The 19521-nt window shown below is 62.6% G+C and carries 9 protein-coding genes and 1 tRNA gene; 9 read left to right on the top strand and 1 reads right to left on the bottom strand.

Going from position 1 to position 19521, the window contains the following annotated elements:
• Nucleotides 1-2: 2 nt before the first annotated feature.
• From ASE36_RS17395 to ASE36_RS17355, 9 genes are all read left to right on the top strand, one after another.
• Nucleotides 3-1130, top strand: coding sequence for a hypothetical protein (locus ASE36_RS17395; protein ID WP_156378700.1), 1128 nt, complete (start codon nt 3-5; stop codon nt 1128-1130).
• Complete coding sequence (locus ASE36_RS17390) at nt 1127-2536, top strand: mannose-1-phosphate guanylyltransferase (protein ID WP_062282592.1); 1410 nt, start codon at nt 1127-1129, stop codon at nt 2534-2536. The genes ASE36_RS17395 and ASE36_RS17390 overlap by 4 nt, the downstream gene beginning before the upstream one ends.
• Entirely contained in the window at nt 2536-6156 is a 3621-nt protein-coding gene (locus ASE36_RS17385) for a NosD domain-containing protein (protein WP_062282590.1), read from the top strand. The genes ASE36_RS17390 and ASE36_RS17385 overlap by 1 nt, the downstream gene beginning before the upstream one ends.
• Nucleotides 6149-7255: an alginate lyase family protein gene (locus tag ASE36_RS17380; protein WP_062282587.1), complete on the top strand. Its 1107-nt coding sequence runs from the start codon at nt 6149-6151 to the stop codon at nt 7253-7255. The genes ASE36_RS17385 and ASE36_RS17380 overlap by 8 nt, the downstream gene beginning before the upstream one ends.
• Nucleotides 7252-9990 (top strand): tetratricopeptide repeat protein, encoded by a 2739-nt coding sequence (locus ASE36_RS17375; protein ID WP_062282584.1) that lies wholly within the window; start codon nt 7252-7254, stop codon nt 9988-9990. The genes ASE36_RS17380 and ASE36_RS17375 overlap by 4 nt, the downstream gene beginning before the upstream one ends.
• A gap of 79 nt (nt 9991-10069) precedes the next feature.
• The gene (locus ASE36_RS17370) at nt 10070-12844 is read left to right on the top strand and encodes a tetratricopeptide repeat protein (protein ID WP_062282581.1); all 2775 of its coding nucleotides are present in this window, start codon (nt 10070-10072) and stop codon (nt 12842-12844) included.
• Between the two features lie 19 nt (nt 12845-12863).
• On the top strand, nt 12864-14078 hold the full coding sequence (locus ASE36_RS17365) for a tetratricopeptide repeat protein (protein WP_156378698.1): 1215 nt from the start codon (nt 12864-12866) through the stop codon (nt 14076-14078).
• Nucleotides 14079-14353: 275 nt separating this feature from the next.
• Complete coding sequence (locus ASE36_RS17360) at nt 14354-15208, top strand: alginate lyase family protein (protein WP_062282575.1); 855 nt, start codon at nt 14354-14356, stop codon at nt 15206-15208.
• 140 nt (nt 15209-15348) lie between these two features.
• Entirely contained in the window at nt 15349-19173 is a 3825-nt protein-coding gene (locus ASE36_RS17355; protein WP_062282572.1) for a tandem-95 repeat protein, read from the top strand.
• A gap of 214 nt (nt 19174-19387) precedes the next feature.
• Here ASE36_RS17355 and ASE36_RS17350 read toward each other — a convergent pair.
• A tRNA-Leu gene (locus tag ASE36_RS17350) sits at nt 19388-19472 on the bottom strand.
• Nucleotides 19473-19521: the final 49 nt, after the last annotated feature.

The following is a 19521-nucleotide window of genomic DNA, read 5'->3' as shown; positions in this document are numbered from 1 at the left end:
TCATGAGAGGCATATCTTACGAAGCTGAACTGCAGCGTCAGCACCCCCGCTACAGGCTCCCCATGAAGGCCACGATCGACGGGCGGGAATACGACGTGCACGACTGGTCAATGAATGGCTTCGCCATCAACGCCAAGGGTTTCTCGGCCGGAAAGAAGGTGATGGCGCACCTTACCATCCCTTTCAGTGGCTATCACTTCAGCCTGACGCACGTCCCCTCCGAGGTGCTGTATGCAACCGATGGCGAGGGCCGCACCAGTCTGGTCTTCAGCGCTCTTGAGGACAGCCAGATCAGTCTCCTGAGCTACATGACCGACGCCATCATCGCAGGTGAAGTTGTGAGGGCCGGCGATGTGCTGGATGTCGCTCGCCGCACCGACATGGTCCGCTCCAAACAGGTGCCCGCACCGCCGCGCCTGTCGACTGGAGGCCGCATTGCTCAATTGGGCCGCCGCGTGGCGGCCACCGCAGGTGTTGCCGCCATAGGTGCAGCCCTTGTCGCCTTCCTCTCGGCGAATGTCTATGACGAACTCTATGTCGTGCGCCCGGAAAGCGCGAGCATTGCCGCCAAGACAGTCAATGTCGCCGCCCCGGCCGTTGGCCGCATCACTTTCCTCAACGAGAAGGCGCAACTCGCCTTCGGCGAACCGTTGATCACGGTCAATCCCGCTGTCGGCGATCCCATCACGGTGGAATCCCCCTGCGACTGCGTGCAGACCGAACAGCGCTTTGCCAGCGGCGATTTTGTCCGCACCGGCGATCCGGTCGTCCGGCTGATGCGCGCCGATGCCCCGATCGTCGTTTCGGCAGCTGTCAGCGATAACAAGCTGATGAGCCTCTACGGCGTGAAGACAGCCTCGCTCGTCTATCCCGACGGCACCCATGTCGACGATGCCGAAATCCTCTGGCTTCCCGGCAAGGGCGGATCGCAGTCGGATCTCCCGCGCGATCCGCTGACCGTGCTCATCGCACCGAAAAAGACCCTGTCGACCGACATGATCGGCCAGCCGGTCGAAGTCCGCTTCGATCTCTTCTCCGAGAGCGCCATCGGCCGCCTCGTCCACACCGCTGCCGCCGCATTCGGCGCTGAAACAGCCGCGCAGGCGGTGGCTGAGGAGATCAAGCCATGACCCGAATCCGTCCCGTCATTCTCTGCGGCGGCTCGGGCACGCGGCTTTGGCCCCTCTCCCGCCGTCTGGAGCCCAAGCAGTTCCAGACCCTGGGGGGTGAGCGTTCGCTGTTCCAGGACACGCTGGCCCGCTTCCGTGATGAAGAGTTCGGGCGCGCCACGGTGCTCGTCAACACGCTGCAGGAACCCCGCGTCCAGTTCGAACTGCAGCAGATTGACCATCCGGCTGGACGTCCGCTCGTGCTCGTCGAACCCGCAATGCGTTCCACGGCACCCGCCATTGCGGCCGCAGCACGGGTCCTTGTGGCTGAAGATCCCGACGCCGTTCTGCTGGTGGTGCCGAGCGACCACCGCATCGGTCGTCCCGACCGTTTGCAGGATGCGTATCGTGCCGCCCTGCTCTTCGTGCAGCAGGGTGGCATCGCCCTTTTCGGTATCCGGCCGACCGCGCCCGAAACGGGCTTCGGCTATATCGAAGCCGAGGCCGACGGCGCAGGCGATGTGATGAAGGTCCTCAGCTTCGTCGAAAAGCCGAACTTTGACCTTGCCTCCCGCCTCGTCGCCGATGGCCGCCACACCTGGAACAGCGGCATCTTCATGTTCCGCGCCGATACCATCCTTGCGGAATTGGCGGACCACGCGCCAGAGGTCCTCGCCGCCGTCGACGCCAGTATCGCCGAGGCAAACCGCTCGGACAACAGCCTCAGCCTATCGCAAACTTTTGCCGCAGCCCCGGAAATATCCATCGACCACGCTGTGATGGAGCATTCGTCCCGGCTCGGCGTCCTTCCGGTCTCGCCGGAATGGAACGATCTCGGCTCCTTCGAAGCGCTCTGGGAAACCGGCCAGCGCAATGGCGAGGAAAATGTTCTCAAAGGCGACGTCCTGCTGCGCGACGTCCGCCGCAGCTATATCAGCGGTTCGCGCCGCCTGATCTCCGTTATCGGCCTCTCCAACATCGTCGTCGTCGACACGGATGATGTCCTGCTCGTCGCCTCGCGCGCCCAGTCCCAGGATGTGAAGTTTGTCGCCCAGCATCTGGCGAAGCTCGGCCATTCTGCGGCTGACAGCCACCTCGTTCGCCAGCAGTCGGGCGGAAGCCGCCGTCTGCTCGAAGAGGGACCGGGTTTCCGTGTCGAACGCATCGATATCCTGCCGGGTGCCACGCTGGACCTGGAACGGGACGAAACACCTGCCTCGGTCAGCATCGTGATGTTGTCCGGCGAGGCTGTGTTCGGCGAGCCAGGTGCCGAAACGATCCTGGCTCACGGTTTTGGCCTCGATCTCCGGGCGGCCCAGAAACTCATCCTGCGCAATCCCGGCGAACAGGCTGCCATCCTGATGCTGAGTGTCACGCGTGCCGTGGAAGAGGCAGGAAGCCTTGCCCAGCAAAGAAAGGTGGGCTGATGGCCACGCTATCCCTCCGCCCCGACGGAACCCGCCTGTGCCTCCTTTTGCTCACAGGTTACCTGGCCTTTGCCGCACCAGCCTCCGCATCCATCGAGAGTGAAGTGGACATGGCACGCACCATCGTGACCGAGGGCATTGTGAAGCTGGATTCCGAGCGGGACCCTCAGGCACGGGTCCGCCTGCTGAGCGAGGCGGTGGATGCGATCGGTGTTCTGGAAGGGCTTGGCCGCAATGATCAGGCGGATGCCGGAGCGAAGAAAGCCTTGATGGACCTCGCGGCCCAGGCCATCCTCCCCGATGTCCTTCGCCTCAGCCTCGTCGAGGCCTTAGCAGCGCTGATCGGCCCCGGCGATGCCGGCCTTCAGGCGGACCTTGACGCCAAGGCCGCAATGGAAGCCATCAGGGATCCGGCTTACCGCTCGGCAGGGTGGAGCGCGCTCGCCGCAGCCCATGTCCGCACCGGACAGGGCGAGGAGGCCGAACGCCTGGCGACTCTCGCCATAGAGGAAGCACGCGGGATCGACCGGGATGCGACACGCGACGGGGCCCTGCGGGCCGCAGTCTTGGTTTTTCCGTCTGGCAAGCTGCCGGAAGGCATTCTTGAGATCGCCACCAATTCCGTTGTCCTCGCCCGCACCCGCGCCGAAATGTATCAGACGGTCGCCCTCGATGCGCTGGCCGCCGAAGGCATGGTCAACCCGTCCAGAGATGCGCTGAAGACGCTCATCGAAGCAGCGCTCGCCGCCAAAGACCCGGCACGCGCCCTTTTGCTTGCCCAGGCACTCGACCGTGATGAGGATGTGCGCGTCGAATTCCTCGACAACATCCTGCGCATGGCGCTCGACAAGCGCGACGATGCGCTCGCACTGCGCACGGCAAAATCCATGTCGCGTGACCGCGATCAGAACAAGGCACTGCGCCAGCTGATCGATGTCCGGATCGAACGCAGCAAGGCCTTGCGCGCCCGCGAAATCGTCCCCTTGCTTTTGACAGCCAAGGCGCGTGTCGATGCCGATATCGCAATTGCCAAGGATCTCCGCCGTCAGGGTTATATCGACGCCGGCCGCGAGATCCTGCTTCAGGATGTCGCCCTGAAACTCGATGACCCCAATGCCACGGCCAACCTCGTCGCGGCCCTGGCGGCCTTCGCGGAATTCGGGCCTGCGCAAACCCTCGCCCGGGCGCTCCCGCAGGGCAATGAGCGGTCCCTCGCAATATCCCGCCTGGTCAAAGGTTTCGCCGATGACGACCGGCTGGACGATGCGAACGAACTGCTGGCGGAAATCTCGCGTCAGGAAGATCAAAGCTATGCCCGCTCTGCCATTGCCCGTGCCTTCGTGAAACGCGGCAAAACGCAGGAGGCGACTGCAAATCTCGCCAAGATCAACCCGGGAGCGGATCGAGACCGGGTTCTCGAAGCGCTCGCCGAACATGCCATCGAGAAGGGCGATATGGGCCTTGCCCGCGATTTTCTGATCCAGGCCGCCGGCGACGAAACCCGCTGCCGCATCCTGATCGAGATCGCGCTCGCCACCGAGGGTAAGGCCTCCGCCCGGGAGATCCTGGACGAGGCGGTTGCTCTCCTCGCCAACGGCAAGGACGTCGATGACAGCCGCGCCGAAATTGCCGTTGCCTTCGCCCGGATCGGCGAGCTCGCCCGTGCAGACAGCCTGCTCGACGCCATTGGCGATCCGGGCGCCCGCCGAGAGGCCGAAAGCGAAATTGCCGATCTCCTGGTGAAGCAGGGCGCTCTAGAACCGGCAGAACGCCGACTGCCCCGCCTGCCGGCCGATCTCGCTGCAACCCTGCGTGCGGATCTGGCCTATGCATCCTTCGAGAAAACCGGAGAAGTCGAGACCTTCGTCTCCAGTATCGCCAACCTCCCTTGGCAGGCCCGCATCCCCGCCCTGCGCCGGATGGCAGAGGCCCGCGCCAAAACGCTCGACGTCAAGGGATGGCTGAACGATCCCCAGATCGATCCCTTGGCGGTGACCACGCCGGCGGCAGCGGGCCAACCGGCCGATTTCGCGATCGGCCGCCATCAAATTGTCGCCCCGGCACCCTCGACAAGGGCACTCCCCGGCATTCAGATGCCGAACATTTTCGAACATGACGCAGCCATGCTGCGGAGCCGCGTTCCCGCCCCGGCCGGGGGCGTCGGCCACCTCGCAATCCTCGGCTTCAGTCCCTTCAGCCTTGAGGCCTTCAAGCTCAGCACCGGCGGCGAGGCTGCCATCCATCAGGTCCAGATCTCCCAGCAGATGACCTGGCCGCGTTACATCGCCGTCGAAAAGGGTGTCGTGACGCTCGGCACTCTCCTGCGCGACCTCCCGGAAACCACCGCGCGCCGCCTCCTCTCCGTTGAGGGCGATACCCTTCTGGTCCGCGTGCCCATCATCGTCCTGCCCGGTGCGACGCTTTTGATGTCAGGCGCGGAATTCAGCCAGTACAAGCTCGGCGCCCAGTCCGGCACCTTCATCGCCGTCGCCGGACGCCTCGTCGTCCAGGATGCAGAAATCATCGGCTATGACGAGATTGGCGCCCGCCCCGCCATCGCAACCGACAAGACCCGCGCGAATTTCCGCCCATTCATCACCGCCTGGGGCGGCAGCGACATCCAGATCGCCGGCAGCCGCCTTGCCATGTTGGGCTACGACAGCAGCAAGGCCTTCGGCCTCACCCAGTCCAGCGGCGCCGCCGTCCAGTCGCTCTATGCCTTCGACGACAACCGGCCCACCGGCAACATCGTCGACAACAGCTTCGAGAACCTGCGCTATGGCTATTACAGCTATGAAGTCGACCATGTCCGCGTGATTGGCAACGAGTATCGCGACAACATCATCTATGGCATCGACCCGCATGACCGGTCGCGTCACCTGCTGATCGCACTGAATACCGCCTATGGCTCGCAGAAAAAGCACGGCATCATCGTCTCGCGCGAAGTCGATGACAGTTTCATCGTCGGCAATGTTTCCGTCCACAACAAAGGCTCGGGCATCATGCTCGACCGCACCAGTGTGCGCAACATCGTCTATGCCAACACGGCAGTGGCCAACGAGGGCGACGGCCTCACCTTCTACGAAAGCGGCTGCAATATCGCTGCGGCCAATGATCTGAGCCGCAACCGGCGCGCAGGCATCAAGATCCGCAACAGCGCCGATGTCGGCATGTATGACAACCGCATTGAGGCCAACACACAAAGCGGCGCCGACATATATGTCGCCGACCTGCGCCAGTCGCCGGAAGGCAAGACCCGCAATTTCGAGCTCGATCCCTATCAGACGCTGGTCACGGCCGTCATCAGCGGCAATGCCTTCTCCGAGAACGCGGACGCCATCAATGTGGCTGGTGCTGCCCAGCTTCAGCTCGATGGCAACATGTATCGTCGCCAGCGCGACAACATCTTCGCTGGAGACCTGCGCCAGCTCTCCCCCTTCCTGCTGCGCCTGCGCGAGACATCGGCGCTCCTTACCGACAACAGCTGTGAGCCGGAAGAGGCCGTACAAAGCTGCAGGTTCGGCGAATGGCCGCATCCGCCGCGCAAGCGCACCATCTGCACCGGGATGATGCTGTCCCCGACACCGGCCGCGATCGGCGAGGCAGCGCGGGATGGCTAGGCTCTTTTCACTTATGTCTGCGGCCTGCCTGTCGCTGGGCCTCGCGCTTCCCGCCATGGCCGCAAGCTGGGCAGGCCTCTTCGATGTCGAGAGCCGGGCCAACACCCTCCGGACCGACGCCTACAGAGACATTCGCGCGCTCTGCCTCGCGGTCGCCATCGATCCCGCCTGGGAAAAGCTGAAACCGATCCGCAAGCTGGCAACCACCGAAGGATACGGCTCCGACACCTCGGCTGAGGATTTCTCCTGGGCCGTGATGGTGCTCTCCGGTCGGGCTCTCGCCGGCGACGCCGGTGCCCGCAGCCGCCTGGGTGACCTGCTTGACCGCTGGGCAGCCGCCGCAGCCTTCACCGAAACGGAAGAGATCAACGATGCCTATTATGCACTGAAACGGCAATTGCTGCCGCTGAGCGTCGCCTATGCCATTCTCGAGCCCGGCCTGGAGGCCGAACAGGCAGGCCGCCTACGCACCTGGATCGACGGCCTGGTCCGCAAGATCGACCACACGTTCGATGGGGATGTCGACCACAACAACCACCGGGTCCTCGCCGACAGTGTGCTTGCCGTCTGGGGCGCCCAGACCGGCAACAAGGCCATGATGGAAAAGGGTCTGGCGAGGTACGAAACGGTTCTTCACGACGTCAGACCGGATGGAACCCTGGCCCTTGAGGCAAGGCGGGGCGCCCGTGCCCTTTGGTATCAGCGCCAGACACTCTCAAGCCTGACCGTCATGGCGGAGACGGCGCGCGGCCAGGGCTTTGATCTCTACAGCCGCACCTCGCCCGAAGGGCGCTCCTACGCCACCTTGCTCGGTGCGCTTCTGAACGGCATAGCCTCGCCGATCCTGGTCGCCGTCTATTCTGCCGAAAACCACATTCCGGGGCCTGAAAAGGACTTCCACCAATTGGAACTCGGCTTCCTTGAGACCCGTGGTCACGGACGGCACTACATGGGCTGGGCCGAAGCGGCCATTCTTTCAGGTCACGGCCTCGCCTTTGATCGGCTGAAGGACCTCTTTTCGCGGCAGATCGTGGCACGACGGCCTCTGATTGATGAATTCATTGGTGGAAATTCGACTTGTTTCTGGGGGCAGCCATGACAGGCCTTGCAAAAATCTTCGCCGTCGGTCTCGCGCTCCTCGGCCTGCTTCAGTCCGCAGTCGCAGCCGAGGAAACGGGTCTCGCCGAGCGCTTCGCCGCAGAGCAGGCTCTGGTGGAGACGCTTTCGCGCAGCATGACACCCCAGGATCAGCGGCAACTGGGCGACCTCTACCGGGACGGCCTCATCTTCAGCGCCGACAACCCGATCCGCAAGGCCGATCGCAACGCAGCGATCGCCGCCTATCGCCGGGCGATCGAGCTTGGTGACGGCTCGCCCGCCGTCATCGTCTCTCTCGGACGACTGTTGATGCGCACCTCGGGCGGCCAAGGTTTTTCCACGATAGAACCTGCGCTGCAGTCCCTGGCACTCGAGGGCAACGGCGATGCGACCTATCTGCTCGCCATCGATGCCATAGACAACCGCCACATGCCTCTGGAGCAGGCAATCCCGAGGCTCGAAGCGGCTGCAATGCTCGGAAGCGCCGGAGCCGTGAGGGATCTCGACGCGGCTGGGGTCCCGGTGGGTGACACGCTCAAACAGGCGGTCCTCACCCGTCTCACCCAGCGTGCCGAAGAGGGGCAGGCCCCGGCCGCCCAGTCGCTGTTCCATTTCTATGCAGATGGTCTTCTGGCCGACCGTGATCCGCATAAGGCCATGAAATGGCTGGAACGGGCGGCTCAAGACGATCCGGTGGGCGCCGTCGAGCAACTCGCGGAACAGTATCTTCTGGGTCTCAATATCGAGGCAGACCCGGTCCGCGCCGCCGATCTCTTCCGCCAGGCCGCCCGCGCCGGCGGCCGCAATGCGGCCCTGGCACTTGGTCGCGCGGTGATCGCCCAGACGAACATGCCCGTCTCGAACGCCGAAGCCCGTTGGTGGCTGCAGCGGGCAAGTGAAGCCGATGTGCGCACGGCCTCGGTCGAATTGTCGAACCTGGACCTGAAGATTGCACTGGCCTTCAAGGGAGCGCCCGAAGAGCGTGAAAAGCTGATCATGGCAGCGCTCGAACCCATTGCCGACGATCCGGACGCCTTGGCCAATCTCGCCAACCAAAACTGGCACTCGGCCGAGTCCGAGGTAATTGGCAAGGTTCTTCTGCCGCTGTTGGAAAAACAGGCGCTGGCCGGTCGCAGCGTCGCCGCGCTCGCCTACAATGCGTGGCTTGAAGCGAATGGACGCCCCCTGCCAGACGCTATCGCGCGCGCCCTTATTGAAAGCCTGCGAAAAACCCCGTTCGTCAGCGTCGGATTTTCCAATTTCACCATTGCCAGTCTGGCCCTGGATGGGCGGATGTCGGAAGCAGTGCTCAGTCGCAATCAGGCAATACGCCTGCTGTTCAAGGCAACGGACGACAATGTCGGTCAAGCCATGCTGCGGCTCGGCCAGCTCTACCGCCAAGGCGATCAACTGGCACGCAGCGACAGCTTTGCCAAACGCTGGTTCATCCAGGCAAGTGAGCACGCCGTCGAACGCGCAGACTGGGAGTTGGCCGAAATGCGGGCCGCCTCGCGTGATCCTGGCGAACGGGAAGAAGCAGATCGCTTCTATCTCGCCCAGATCGATGCCGGAGATCCCCGCGGCGGTTTGGCCATGGTCCAGGCACGCCTGCGCCAGCAGAATTTGGACGGGATCACACTGGAACGGGCCAAATCCGCCATTCAGACGCCGATTGACACGATTGCCCTCGCATCTCTCCTCATTTCCAGCGGCATTCCTGCCCATCTTCAGCAAGCCGACGCGCTTCTCTCCGACATTCGGGAAGATGAGCTGGAGCCCGCAGACCTCGTGGCTCTTGGAAGGTTGGAATCGGCAACCGCAGTGACGCCCGAACAGACGGCTGCAGCCATTTCGATGCTTGAAAAGGCTGCAGCGAGCGGTTCCCAATATGCCCGTACGGCACTCGCCGCGAGCTATCTTTCTTCGGTCATGCAGCGCGACAAGGTGCCGGCCGCCATCGCGGTGCTGCAGAAAATTCTCGATGACAATCCCAAGGACCCCGAAGCCCGCCTCTTGCTCGCCCGCGCCTATATGCTCGGCATCGGCGTCGAGCGTGATGCCCGCAAGGCCGCGTCGCTGGTCGCCGATGTGCGCAGGGAGAATGGCATGCGCATGCCGAAAGCCACATTGCTGGAGGCCGATTGGCTCGCCTTCTCCTCGGCTGGACGCAATCCCGCCAAAGCCGTAGCGCTTCTCAATGCCCAGGCAGCCCGCGGTTCCTCAGCAGCCGAGCGTGCCCTCGGCGAATATTATCTCAATGGGTTCGGCCCGGCGATCCGGCCGGATGCCGCCGCCAGCCGCATGTATGCGGCGGCCCATTCCGGAGACAAGGAGGCCATGGCGGCGCTGGGCCACATGCTGTTGAACGGCTATGGCCTGAACCAGTCGCGCGAGGCGGGCCTTGACTGGCTGGAGCGCGCGGCCAATGCCGGCAACACCGCCGCAATGTATGAGATCTCCCGTGTATTCGCTCTGCGTCCCCAGGCAGAGAGCGATACCCGTCAGGCCATCGCCTGGCTTCAGAAGGCGGCGGAACGCAATCATCCCAATGCCGCCTATCAGCTCGGCCTCGCATATCTGACCGGCGAATGGGTCGATAAGGACGTGGAACAGGCATCGATTTGGTTTGATCGTTCGGCACGATCCGGAAATCTGCTCGCTGCCCGCACCCTGAAGGCGGTTCGTGACGGCGCGAAGGCCGAGGATGCCGCGATCGTCTCCGACACCGCAGACTGAAGACCGGACAGATGGCGGCCCTGCAGGGGCTGCCGCGCCGAAAAGACTGCATGCAAGCAACGCGACTGGAGGACAGAATATGCAAGGGTTTCGTATCCGCCGCTTCGCAATGGTGCTCACGACCGCAGTGCTGGCGGCGGCCAGCCTTGGCGCGCGCAGCCATGCCGCAACTCCTACCGCAGAGGCCCTTTATCCGGCGACGCCCCCGGCCCTCGACTATGGGCGCATCTGCCGCGAACCGGATGTCCCGGCGCCGCTTGCCTTCGACTGGCGTGGCTGGACCGGCGGCCCGGTTCCGGTTCCTCAACAGCAGGTCTTTGCCGATGCCATCCGCTTCATCGACGGCGGCAGCGAAGTCACGCGCGAATTGCCTCTCGCGCGGCGCATGTTGGAAACGCTCGTCTCCCAGGGCACGGGCCCTGCACTCGGGGCGCGGCGGCGACTGGCTCTGCTGCTGCTCGATGACCGGGCAGGGCCGCAAGATCGCAAACGCGCTGCGGATCTGCTCCTCGAAGCCACCGCGTCTCAGGAAACCGATGCTGCTCTCTCCCTCGGGCGTTTGATTGCGAAGGGCGACCTTCCGGGCCTTCCTCTTGAGGACGCGCCCCGTTACCTGGGGATCGCCGCGGGATTTGGCGAGCCCATGGCCGCCTTCGAGCTCTCCGCGCTCTATGCAAGCGGCGCCCTGCCCGCCCCGTTCGAGGAGGCCGCCGCACATTTCGCCAATCTCGGGACGATCAACCTGCAGACCGCGCTCGCTTCGGGCGATTGTGCCGTGGCGGCCGAATTCGGCCAGTTTCTTGTCGACAAAAACCTCCCGGACGGTCCCCGGCGCGCCATGGCCTGGTTCGAAGTCGCAGCAAAGGCTGGCCATCGCAACGCCCTTGACAAACTTGCCCGAGCCTATGCCGCCGGGCGCGGCGTGGAAGCACAGCCCGAAGCTGCGCGCCGATTTTGGTCCCAGGCGGTCGAAGCCGGGTCGGTCGCCGGCCTTGCCGCCCTGGCCGAACAGGACCTCATCGCGGGCGTTGATACGCAGGACGTCCGCCACCGGCTTCAACTGGCCATGGCCAATGGCGATCCCAATGCCTTCCTGTTGGCCGCTCGCCTCCATCGCGGTGATTTCAACGCCAAGGCTGATTTCAGCGCCCTGCAGCAGGTCTTGGATCAAGCGACCGCACGGTCGGATGTTTCGATCTTCACGCTGGACATCTTCGGAAATGCGCTGCTGTCGGGCCAGGGCACCGTACCCGATCCGCAGAAGGCAAAGGCAATCTATGAGCGCATTCTGGCATACGGAACGGCGGACGCCGAAGCCCTCTATGGTCGCTATTTGTTGAAATCGGGTGCAGGGATCGTGCCGGCCGTCGCCCATCTTCAGAAGGCCGAGGCAACTGGTTCTACGCTGGTCACGACCACGCTCGCCGACATCGCCGCCTGCCGGCCGGAAACCGGCCTCGACCAGCCGGCACTGCTGCGCAAGGCCGCCTCGGCAGGCAATCCGCTCGCCCTGCGCAAGTTGGCCCGCCTGTCCATCGATGCTGGCGACAAGGCGCAGGCGGCCACACTGTTCGAAAAGGCGGCCAGTCTCGGCGACCGTATCGCCATGATCGAGCGTGCCGCCGCTATGCTTGGCGAGGCTGAAAAAGCCGGGAAGAAGGAGACCAAGACCGCAGCAGAGCTGATAGACGCAGCCGGCGCCCCTGGTGAGAACATGGTTGCCGGGCGTCTTGCGCTGGTTCAGGCGCTTCGCAACGGTCGCCTCGGAGAGGATGCCGGTCGCAGCGCTGCTCTCCTGCAGACACTCACCGCGAGCTTCGACCCGGTGGCCGATGTCGAGATCGTGCGCGACCGGCTGAAATCCGGCAGCATCACCTCAATCGATCCGGAAGGGCGCCTGCGGTTGGAGCGTGCGGCAACTGCCGGCAATGCCGACGCCATGCTGATGCTCGCGCACCTGCTGGCGACGGATAAGGCCACCGCCGCACAGGCAAGCGATTGGCTGATCCGTGCGGCCGAGCAAGGCAATTACGAGGCTCTTTCCACCCTGCCGACGGATCGGGCGGTGTTGACGCGCGTTACCGCCAGCCTGGAGAACGTCCTTCTCTGCGATCGCGACGCGCTGGCGCAAAAGGCGCGGCTTTACCGACTGCTCGGCAACGAAGACGCGGCATCTGCCGCTCTGGCCACGGCGGAGCGAATGGCCACCGCCCGCTCGCCCCGGCAGATCTTTGCACTTGCCCAGACGGTTATGGGTATCACGCCACAGGCAACCGATGATACGGAACGCGCCGCCCGCCTTCTTTTGAAGAGTGCCGAAGCCGGCTACGGAAAGGCGAGCCTGGCGCTCGCTCGGCTCTACGACGGTGGCAAGCTCGGAGACCGGCGCCTTGAGGCCATCGACTGGTATCGCCGCGCAGCTTTGGCGGACGAGCAGACCGCCGTTCCGGAGCTGGCTCGTCTTGCGAGTGGCGGCGGCGATGCGCAGGCCCTGCAGGCGCTGAAATCTGTGGCAACAGCCGGCAATGTCACAGCCTTGCGCAGCCTCGGCATGTTGCTCGCCACCCGAACCGGGGCCGATCGCGAAGAAGGAATTCATTTGCTTGAAGAAGCCGCCGCCCGGAAGGATGTCGCGGCAATGAAGATTCTCGCCCGCTTCCACGCGTCCGGTCTGGATGGGCAGGTTTCCGCAGCCAAGAGCACCCAGTGGACCCGCATGGCCGCAGAAGAAGGCGATGCGGAAGCCATGTTCCAATACGCCCTCGCCCTCGACCTCGGTTTCGGCGTCGAGTCCGATGCGAAATCCGCAAAAACCTGGCATCAGAAGGCACTTGAAAATGGTTTCGTTCAGTAAGTCTCAGGCTGTGTTCGCGATGCTGTCACAGCCCCTTCGTCGCACCGGCTCGCGCCTGGCACGCATGGTTCTGGTCTTGGGCCTCGGTTTCTCCGTTGCACTGGGCGCACCAGTGGCGAGCGCAAGTTTTGCGGCCGGTGCCGAGACCTTACTGCGGAACAACCTGCCGGCTGCCCTGCGCGGCGACCGCGTCGCCGTGCGGGAAGTTGCCCGCGCCATCGTCCGCATCGGGCCGCGCTCGTTCAAGTCTGCGGCTCAGATTCGGCCCCTCTTGCGCAGCGAGGCCTTGCGCGGGTCGAGCGCTGCGGCCAACGCCTATGGCATCCTCCTCCAATATGGCATTGGCGGCCCTAAAAGTCCCAAGGAAGCAGCAAGCTGGTATGCAAAGGGGGGCGCCAGAGGCAATCTCAGTGCCGCCAAAAACGCAGCCCTCGCTTATGCGCTGGGTTGGGGCGTCCAGCGCAACACAAAGCATGCCAACCAACTGCTCGCCAAATTGCCTTCGGACCAGCGCAGCCGCAAAATGCTGGAGATCAGCAAAGCTCTGATGCATCCCGGGCGTGAAGAGCCGGAACTGGCCCTCTATTGGTTGGAACGCGCCGTCTCGCTTGATAAGAGCGGCCAGTTGAACGCCGCCGGCGCTTATCGGGCCCTTGCTGGCACCATGGCGAACGGCGACGAGAAGTTGCTAGTTTGGCTTGAACCACTGGCCGCGAAAGGCAATGTGCGCGCGCAGATCCTGCTAGCCCGGCACTACGAAGAGAAAGCGACCGAGACCGAACGGGCAAAGGCTGTCGATCTCTACCAGAAAGCAGCGATCGCCAACAATCCGGATGCCTATGAAGCACTCGGGCGTCTGCTCGCCATCAGCCAGTCCCCGCTGTCTGATCGCATTTTGGCCTTTCTTGAGGAAAAGGCGCAGGCTGGTATCCCCTCCGCAAACCTGGCGCTTGGCACCCATTATGTCTTCGGCGCAAGCGCGTCGGACGAAATGCGCGCAAAGGGTCTGGCCTTTATGGAAGTCGCCGCTCGCGCCGGCGATCCGGAAGTACAGTACCAGTTGGCGCTGGTCCTGCTCGGCGATGCCAGCGACACCGGTCAGCATGACCTCGCCAGGGCCTACCTGGTTCTTTCTGCAGCAGGCGGCAACAAGTTTGCCGCACAGGCCGCAAAGCAATTCGGCCCGCTCACTGTCGCCGATGCTCGCTTGATGATCGAAACAGCCAAAAACTAAGTCTTTCGGGATCTGGCAACGGCAAGAATAGTCTATCTTCCACTATGAGATTAAGTGTGGGGTAAGCCTTCATCTTTATACCAGCATGAAATTCGTTCTGGAGTTTCCTGTTGGCAAGGCAGACCGCGCGTCGAATCTCCGTGTGCCTCGGCGCCGTGCTGGTCATGGCTGGGCAGGCCTTTGGCCAACCGGTGGAGACGCCTCCGACCTCCGGGAAACCGTTCGGCATCGCGCGGCAAACATCAGTGAACCCTCCTGATGGTGGCTGCCCTTTAATGCCCGATCTGCCTCGTCGACTGGATACCGCGTCGAAATTTGATCAGGCAATCGCCTCCAAGTCGGTGATCGATCCGGCTGCCCGCCAACGCCGGGAGGACCAGCTGATGCCGGTGGCAAGTGCCATCCGCTCGCTTGTGGTCGCAACGCGCCGCAACGGCAGCCCCGACCAGATCGCCGAAACCGCCACCTGCACAATCGCCACATTGCGCCACTGGGCCGCAACCGGCGCCCTGACCGAGATGGCGACGTCGGACGCCAATCTGAGCCGCGACCGCTTCACCTCTGACATTGCCGGTATCGTTATGATGCTGCAGGCCCGTGGCCGGGATCTGCGTGGCGAAGACGAAATCCGCACATGGCTGGCGACGCTCGCTCGCCAGACCATGACCTATTATGATGGCAGGGCCGGGCCGACAGCTCGCCGCAACAACCACCGCTATTGGGCGGGCATCGCCGTCGCCGAGGTCGCCGAGATCTTGGGCGAAAAGGACATGCAGTCCTGGTCTGAGGAGGCCTTTGTCATTGGCGCCTGCCAGATCGACGAGCAGGGATATCTACCGCTGGAACTCGCCCGCGCCGAGCGTGCCTATGAATATCACCTCTATGCCTATGGTGCCCTTGCAGGGCTCGCGATCCGCCTCTCTGCGGCGGGTGCAAGCCCCCTGCCCTGCGAGGACCACCTCGACAGGCTCTACCGTCTGGTCTCTCGCGGGGAAGACAGCGCCCGTGATTTCGCGGCGCACACAGGGCTTCACCAACGCACCCCCTCCCGCCGCCATCTGGAGGCAGCCGCGGTCGTTCCGCCCCATTTCAACGATATGCGCACAACCGGCGGCGTGGAAAATCCCTGACCTTGAAGCGGATCAAATAATACTCGGCGTAGACCAAATAAAACCAGCCATCGTTGATCTGCATTTATATCCTTTCCCAGTTACCGCTTTTACACTCGAAGGAATTGAGAGGTAACGGCCCTGAGGGCGATGGGGAAAACATGGCAATTTTTAATGTCTTGGACTATGGCGCAACCCCCGACGACGACACGGTCGACAGTGCAGCCATTCAGGCAGCCATCGATGCGGCCTATGCGGCAGGCGGCGGCACCGTCTATATCCCCGCCGGCACCTTCTTGATGACCGGAAATCCCGATAACTCCTCGGACGGCTGCATCGAAGTCCGCTCCAACGTCACCCTGAGCGGCGCCGGCATTGGTGACACCGTACTCAAGCTGGTCGACCACTTCGACACCCGCATCAACGGCATGGTTCGCACACCCGTCGATGAGAACGTCAGCAATGTGGTCATTGAGAACCTGACGATCGACGGCAACCGGGCGAACAATATCGAGCATCAGGCTGGCATCATCACGGGCGTGAAGGAGGAGACCGGCCTCATTCACCAGGACATCACCATCCGCGGTGTTGAGGTGATGAATTGCAATGCCTATGGCATCAACCCGCATGAAATTACGTATGATTTGCTGGTCGAAGACTGCATCTCGCATGATAACGGCAAGGATGGTTTCGTTGCCGATTACGTCGTGAACGGGATCTACAGAGACAACATCGCCTACAACAATGATCGTCATGGATTCAACATCACGACCAGCAGCCACGACGTCTTGCTGGAAAACAATATTGCCTATGACAATGCCGGCGCCGGCCTTGTCACTCAGCGAGCCGATATCTTTCCCGAGGGGCAGAATGATATTCCCTGGCCAGCGAACATCACCATCATCGGCGGCGAGTATTACAGCAACGAGCGCGAAGGCATCCTTATCAAGCTCTCGGACAGCGTTACCGTGATCGGTGCCAGCATTCACGACAACATGCGTCAAGGCATCCGGATTGAAGGTGCGACCAATACGACGATCCACGACAGCACGATCTTCAACAACTCCCAGGAAAGCGCTGGCGTCTACGACGAAATCAACATTCGCCTGCGGGTGGACGATGCTGTCAACCCGCCCCGGATATACTATTCCGAAGACACGAAGATCTACGACAATATAATCTATGCAGACGGATTGATCCGCGCGCGCTACGGCATACGCGAGGAATCGACCAATTCGACCGCCGACAATCCGTCCGGCACCATTGTTTACGGTAACACAGTGACCGGCGAGGCCAGCGGCGATATCTTCATCCCGCCTCACTCGGCCACGGAAGGCGCCGATATCTTTTACGGCACGGCGAGCGGCGATAACTTTGCCGGTCTTGGCGGCGATGACATCTACATCGTCAACCATTCGCTCGACGTTGTGACCGAGCAGCTGAATGCCGGCAACGACACGGTCATTGCCTCACTCAACCATACGCTCGGCGCCAACGTCGAAAATCTTTATCTGACCGGCAATGCCATCCGCGGCACCGGCAATGATCTCGGCAACGAAATCGTCGGCAACAATCTGAACAACGAGTTGGAAGGTCTGGGTGGCGCCGACATCCTGGACGGCGGCCTCGGCGCCGATATCATGCAGGGTGGTGACGGGAACGACACCTATTTCGTTGACAATGTCGGCGACACGATCGTCGAGAAGGACCACGCGGGTGCCGGCGGCTACGACACGGTCTACAGCAGTGTCAGCTACACCCTCTCGGCCGAGGTAGAAAAGCTGGTCCTGCTCGGCACCGGCAATCTTGACGGCACCGGCAATGCCTCCGCCAACACCTTGATCGGCAATGATGGCAACAACATTCTGGACGGCAAGGGTGGTGCCGATACCATGATCGGCGGCAAGGGCAACGACACCTATGTCGTTGACCACACCGGTGACGTGATCAACGAGCTTGCAAACCAGGGATTCGACACCGTCGTCAGTTCGCTCACCTATGTTCTCGGCGCCAATCTCGAGAACCTGACACTGACCGGCAATCTCAGCCGCGATGCCACCGGCAACGAACTGTCCAACGTGCTGAAGGGCAATGACGGGATCAACAAGATCCACGGCATGGATGGCGACGACTTCATCGAAGGCGGGCTAGGCGCCGACCAGCTCTATGGCGATGGCGGCAACGACACCTTCATTCTGCGCAAGGGCGAATTCGCCGGCGACGTCATCGAAGACTTCACGGGCAAGGGCGATGGGCTCGGGGATTCGATCGTCTTCACCGGCTTCTCGTCGTCAGCCGTGCTGGTTGATCTCGGCGGCGGCAACTGGATGGTCCAGGACGGCAGCTATACCGAAACCTTCCGCATCAAGACGCCGGTCGGCGAATCCGCTTTTGTGGCACAGGACTATGGCTTCGCCACCGATGTGGTGATCCCGCAGAACACGGCGCCCGTCGCATCCGCCACCGGCAACACCGCAAGCGGCAACGAGGACACGCTGATTACCGGCTCCGTACCGGCCGGCAGCGACGGCGAAAATGATGCGCTGAGCTATGTCCAGGTCGGGACGCTGGCCGGCCTGACACTGAATGCCAATGGTAGTTTTTCCTATCAGCCCGGCAGCAATGCCAACGGCCCGGTCACCTTCAATTATATGGTCGTGGATGCAAAGGGCGCGCAGAGTGCTGCTCAAACCTTCACCATCACCGTCAATCCGGTCAATGACGCCCCGACGGCAGCGGCCGCCGGCAACGCCGCTTCGGGCAACGAGGACACGACGATCACCGGCACGATCCCGGCCGGCACCGATGTGGACGGTGATACGCTGACCTATCTACAGATTGGCACCGTCCCTGGCCTGACGTTGAATGCCAACGGCACCTTCTCCTATGTGCCGGTCGCCAATTTCAATGGCACCGTCACCTTCAACTATGCCGTCCGTGATCCCTCGGGCGCGACAAGCGCCACACAGGCCTTCGTCATCACCGTGGTTCCCGTCAACGACGCGCCGACGGCAGCGGCCGCCGGCAATGCCGCCTCCGGCTTGGTGAACACCGTTATCGCCGGAACCCTGCCGAGCGGCACGGATATCGAGGGCGATGCCATCAGCTACGCGCTGGTCAGCGGGCTCAGTGGGTTGACGCTCAATCCCAATGGTACCTTCTCCTACACCCCGGCCTCCGGCGCGACCGGCGATTTCACCTTCCAGTACAAGGTGGTCGATGCGCTCGGAGCGGCCAGTGCCGCCCAAAGCTTCACCATCTCCGTCACCTCCCCCACGGGTCAGGTCATCACCGGCAACAACAGCAGCAATATCCTGCATGGCGGGACCGGCAATGACACGATCGACGGCCTGAAGGGCTCCGACACCATGTATGGCCATGCCGGCAACGACACCTATTACGTGGATGCTTCGGGCGACAAGGTGATCGAGCTTGTCGGCGAGGGATATGACCGTGTACTGACCACCTCGTCCTTCACGTTGCAGGCGGGCTCCGAGGTGGAATATGTAAAGGCGACCGGCACATCCTCCGTCTCGCTGAAGGGCAATGAATTCAACAACACGTTGATCGGCAATTCTGCATCCAACACCTTGACCGGCAACAATGGCGACGACCGCCTGGACGGTGGTCTCGGCAAGGATTCGCTGACCGGCGGCAATGGCAAGGACAGCTTCGTCTTCTCCACCGCGCTTTCGTCATCGAACGTCGACGCGATCAAGGATTTCAAGGTGGTGGATGACACGATCGTGCTCGACAAGACGATCTTCTCCGCCCTTGCCACAGGCCAGCTGTCAGCCGCAGAATTCGTCGTCGGCACGCAGGCGCTCGATGCCAATGACCACATCATCTACGACAAGACCGCCGGCACCCTGCTCTACGATGCCGACGGCGCAGGCGGCCTCGCCGCCGTCCAGTTCGCCACGATCTCGAAAAGCCTCGCCATCACCTATCTCGACTTCGTCGTAGAGGATACCACGCTGGTCTAAGCGCGTTTCCACAAACCGTATGGCAGAATGCAAAGAACCGCCGGCTGTCGCTCAGTGACCGCCGGCGGTTCTGTTTGTTTCGCTTGGAAATAGGAACCCGGCCCTTTAGAGCCCCAAGCGCGGATGTCCGCACATCGAATGGCCAAAACCCTGGCAATACCGGTTATCGAAGATCACGGATTCATCCATCAAGAAACGGGACGCTGAAAATTTGTGGTGCCCCGTGCCGGAATCGAACCAGCACTCCTCTCGGAACCTGATTTTGAGTCAGGCGCGTCTACCAATTCCGCCAACGGGGCACATGAGCGTCGGATGACAGCGCCGGACTATACGAAGGCTTGGGCTTCG

This window comes from Rhizobium sp. Root274, from assembly GCF_001429245.1.
Lineage (GTDB): Bacteria > Pseudomonadota > Alphaproteobacteria > Rhizobiales > Rhizobiaceae > Allorhizobium.
Note: the sequence above shows the minus strand (reverse complement) of the source record. Positions and strands in the feature narration are given on the sequence as shown.

Coding starts and splice junctions, on each gene's coding strand:
- ASE36_RS17395 (WP_156378700.1), top strand. CDS start 3: ATGAGAGGCATATCTTACGAAGCTGAACTGCAGCGTCAGCACCCCCGC.
- ASE36_RS17390 (WP_062282592.1), top strand. CDS start 1,127: ATGACCCGAATCCGTCCCGTCATTCTCTGCGGCGGCTCGGGCACGCGG.
- ASE36_RS17385 (WP_062282590.1), top strand. CDS start 2,536: ATGGCCACGCTATCCCTCCGCCCCGACGGAACCCGCCTGTGCCTCCTT.
- ASE36_RS17380 (WP_062282587.1), top strand. CDS start 6,149: ATGGCTAGGCTCTTTTCACTTATGTCTGCGGCCTGCCTGTCGCTGGGC.
- ASE36_RS17375 (WP_062282584.1), top strand. CDS start 7,252: ATGACAGGCCTTGCAAAAATCTTCGCCGTCGGTCTCGCGCTCCTCGGC.
- ASE36_RS17370 (WP_062282581.1), top strand. CDS start 10,070: ATGCAAGGGTTTCGTATCCGCCGCTTCGCAATGGTGCTCACGACCGCA.
- ASE36_RS17365 (WP_156378698.1), top strand. CDS start 12,864: ATGCTGTCACAGCCCCTTCGTCGCACCGGCTCGCGCCTGGCACGCATG.
- ASE36_RS17360 (WP_062282575.1), top strand. CDS start 14,354: ATGCCCGATCTGCCTCGTCGACTGGATACCGCGTCGAAATTTGATCAG.
- ASE36_RS17355 (WP_062282572.1), top strand. CDS start 15,349: ATGGCAATTTTTAATGTCTTGGACTATGGCGCAACCCCCGACGACGAC.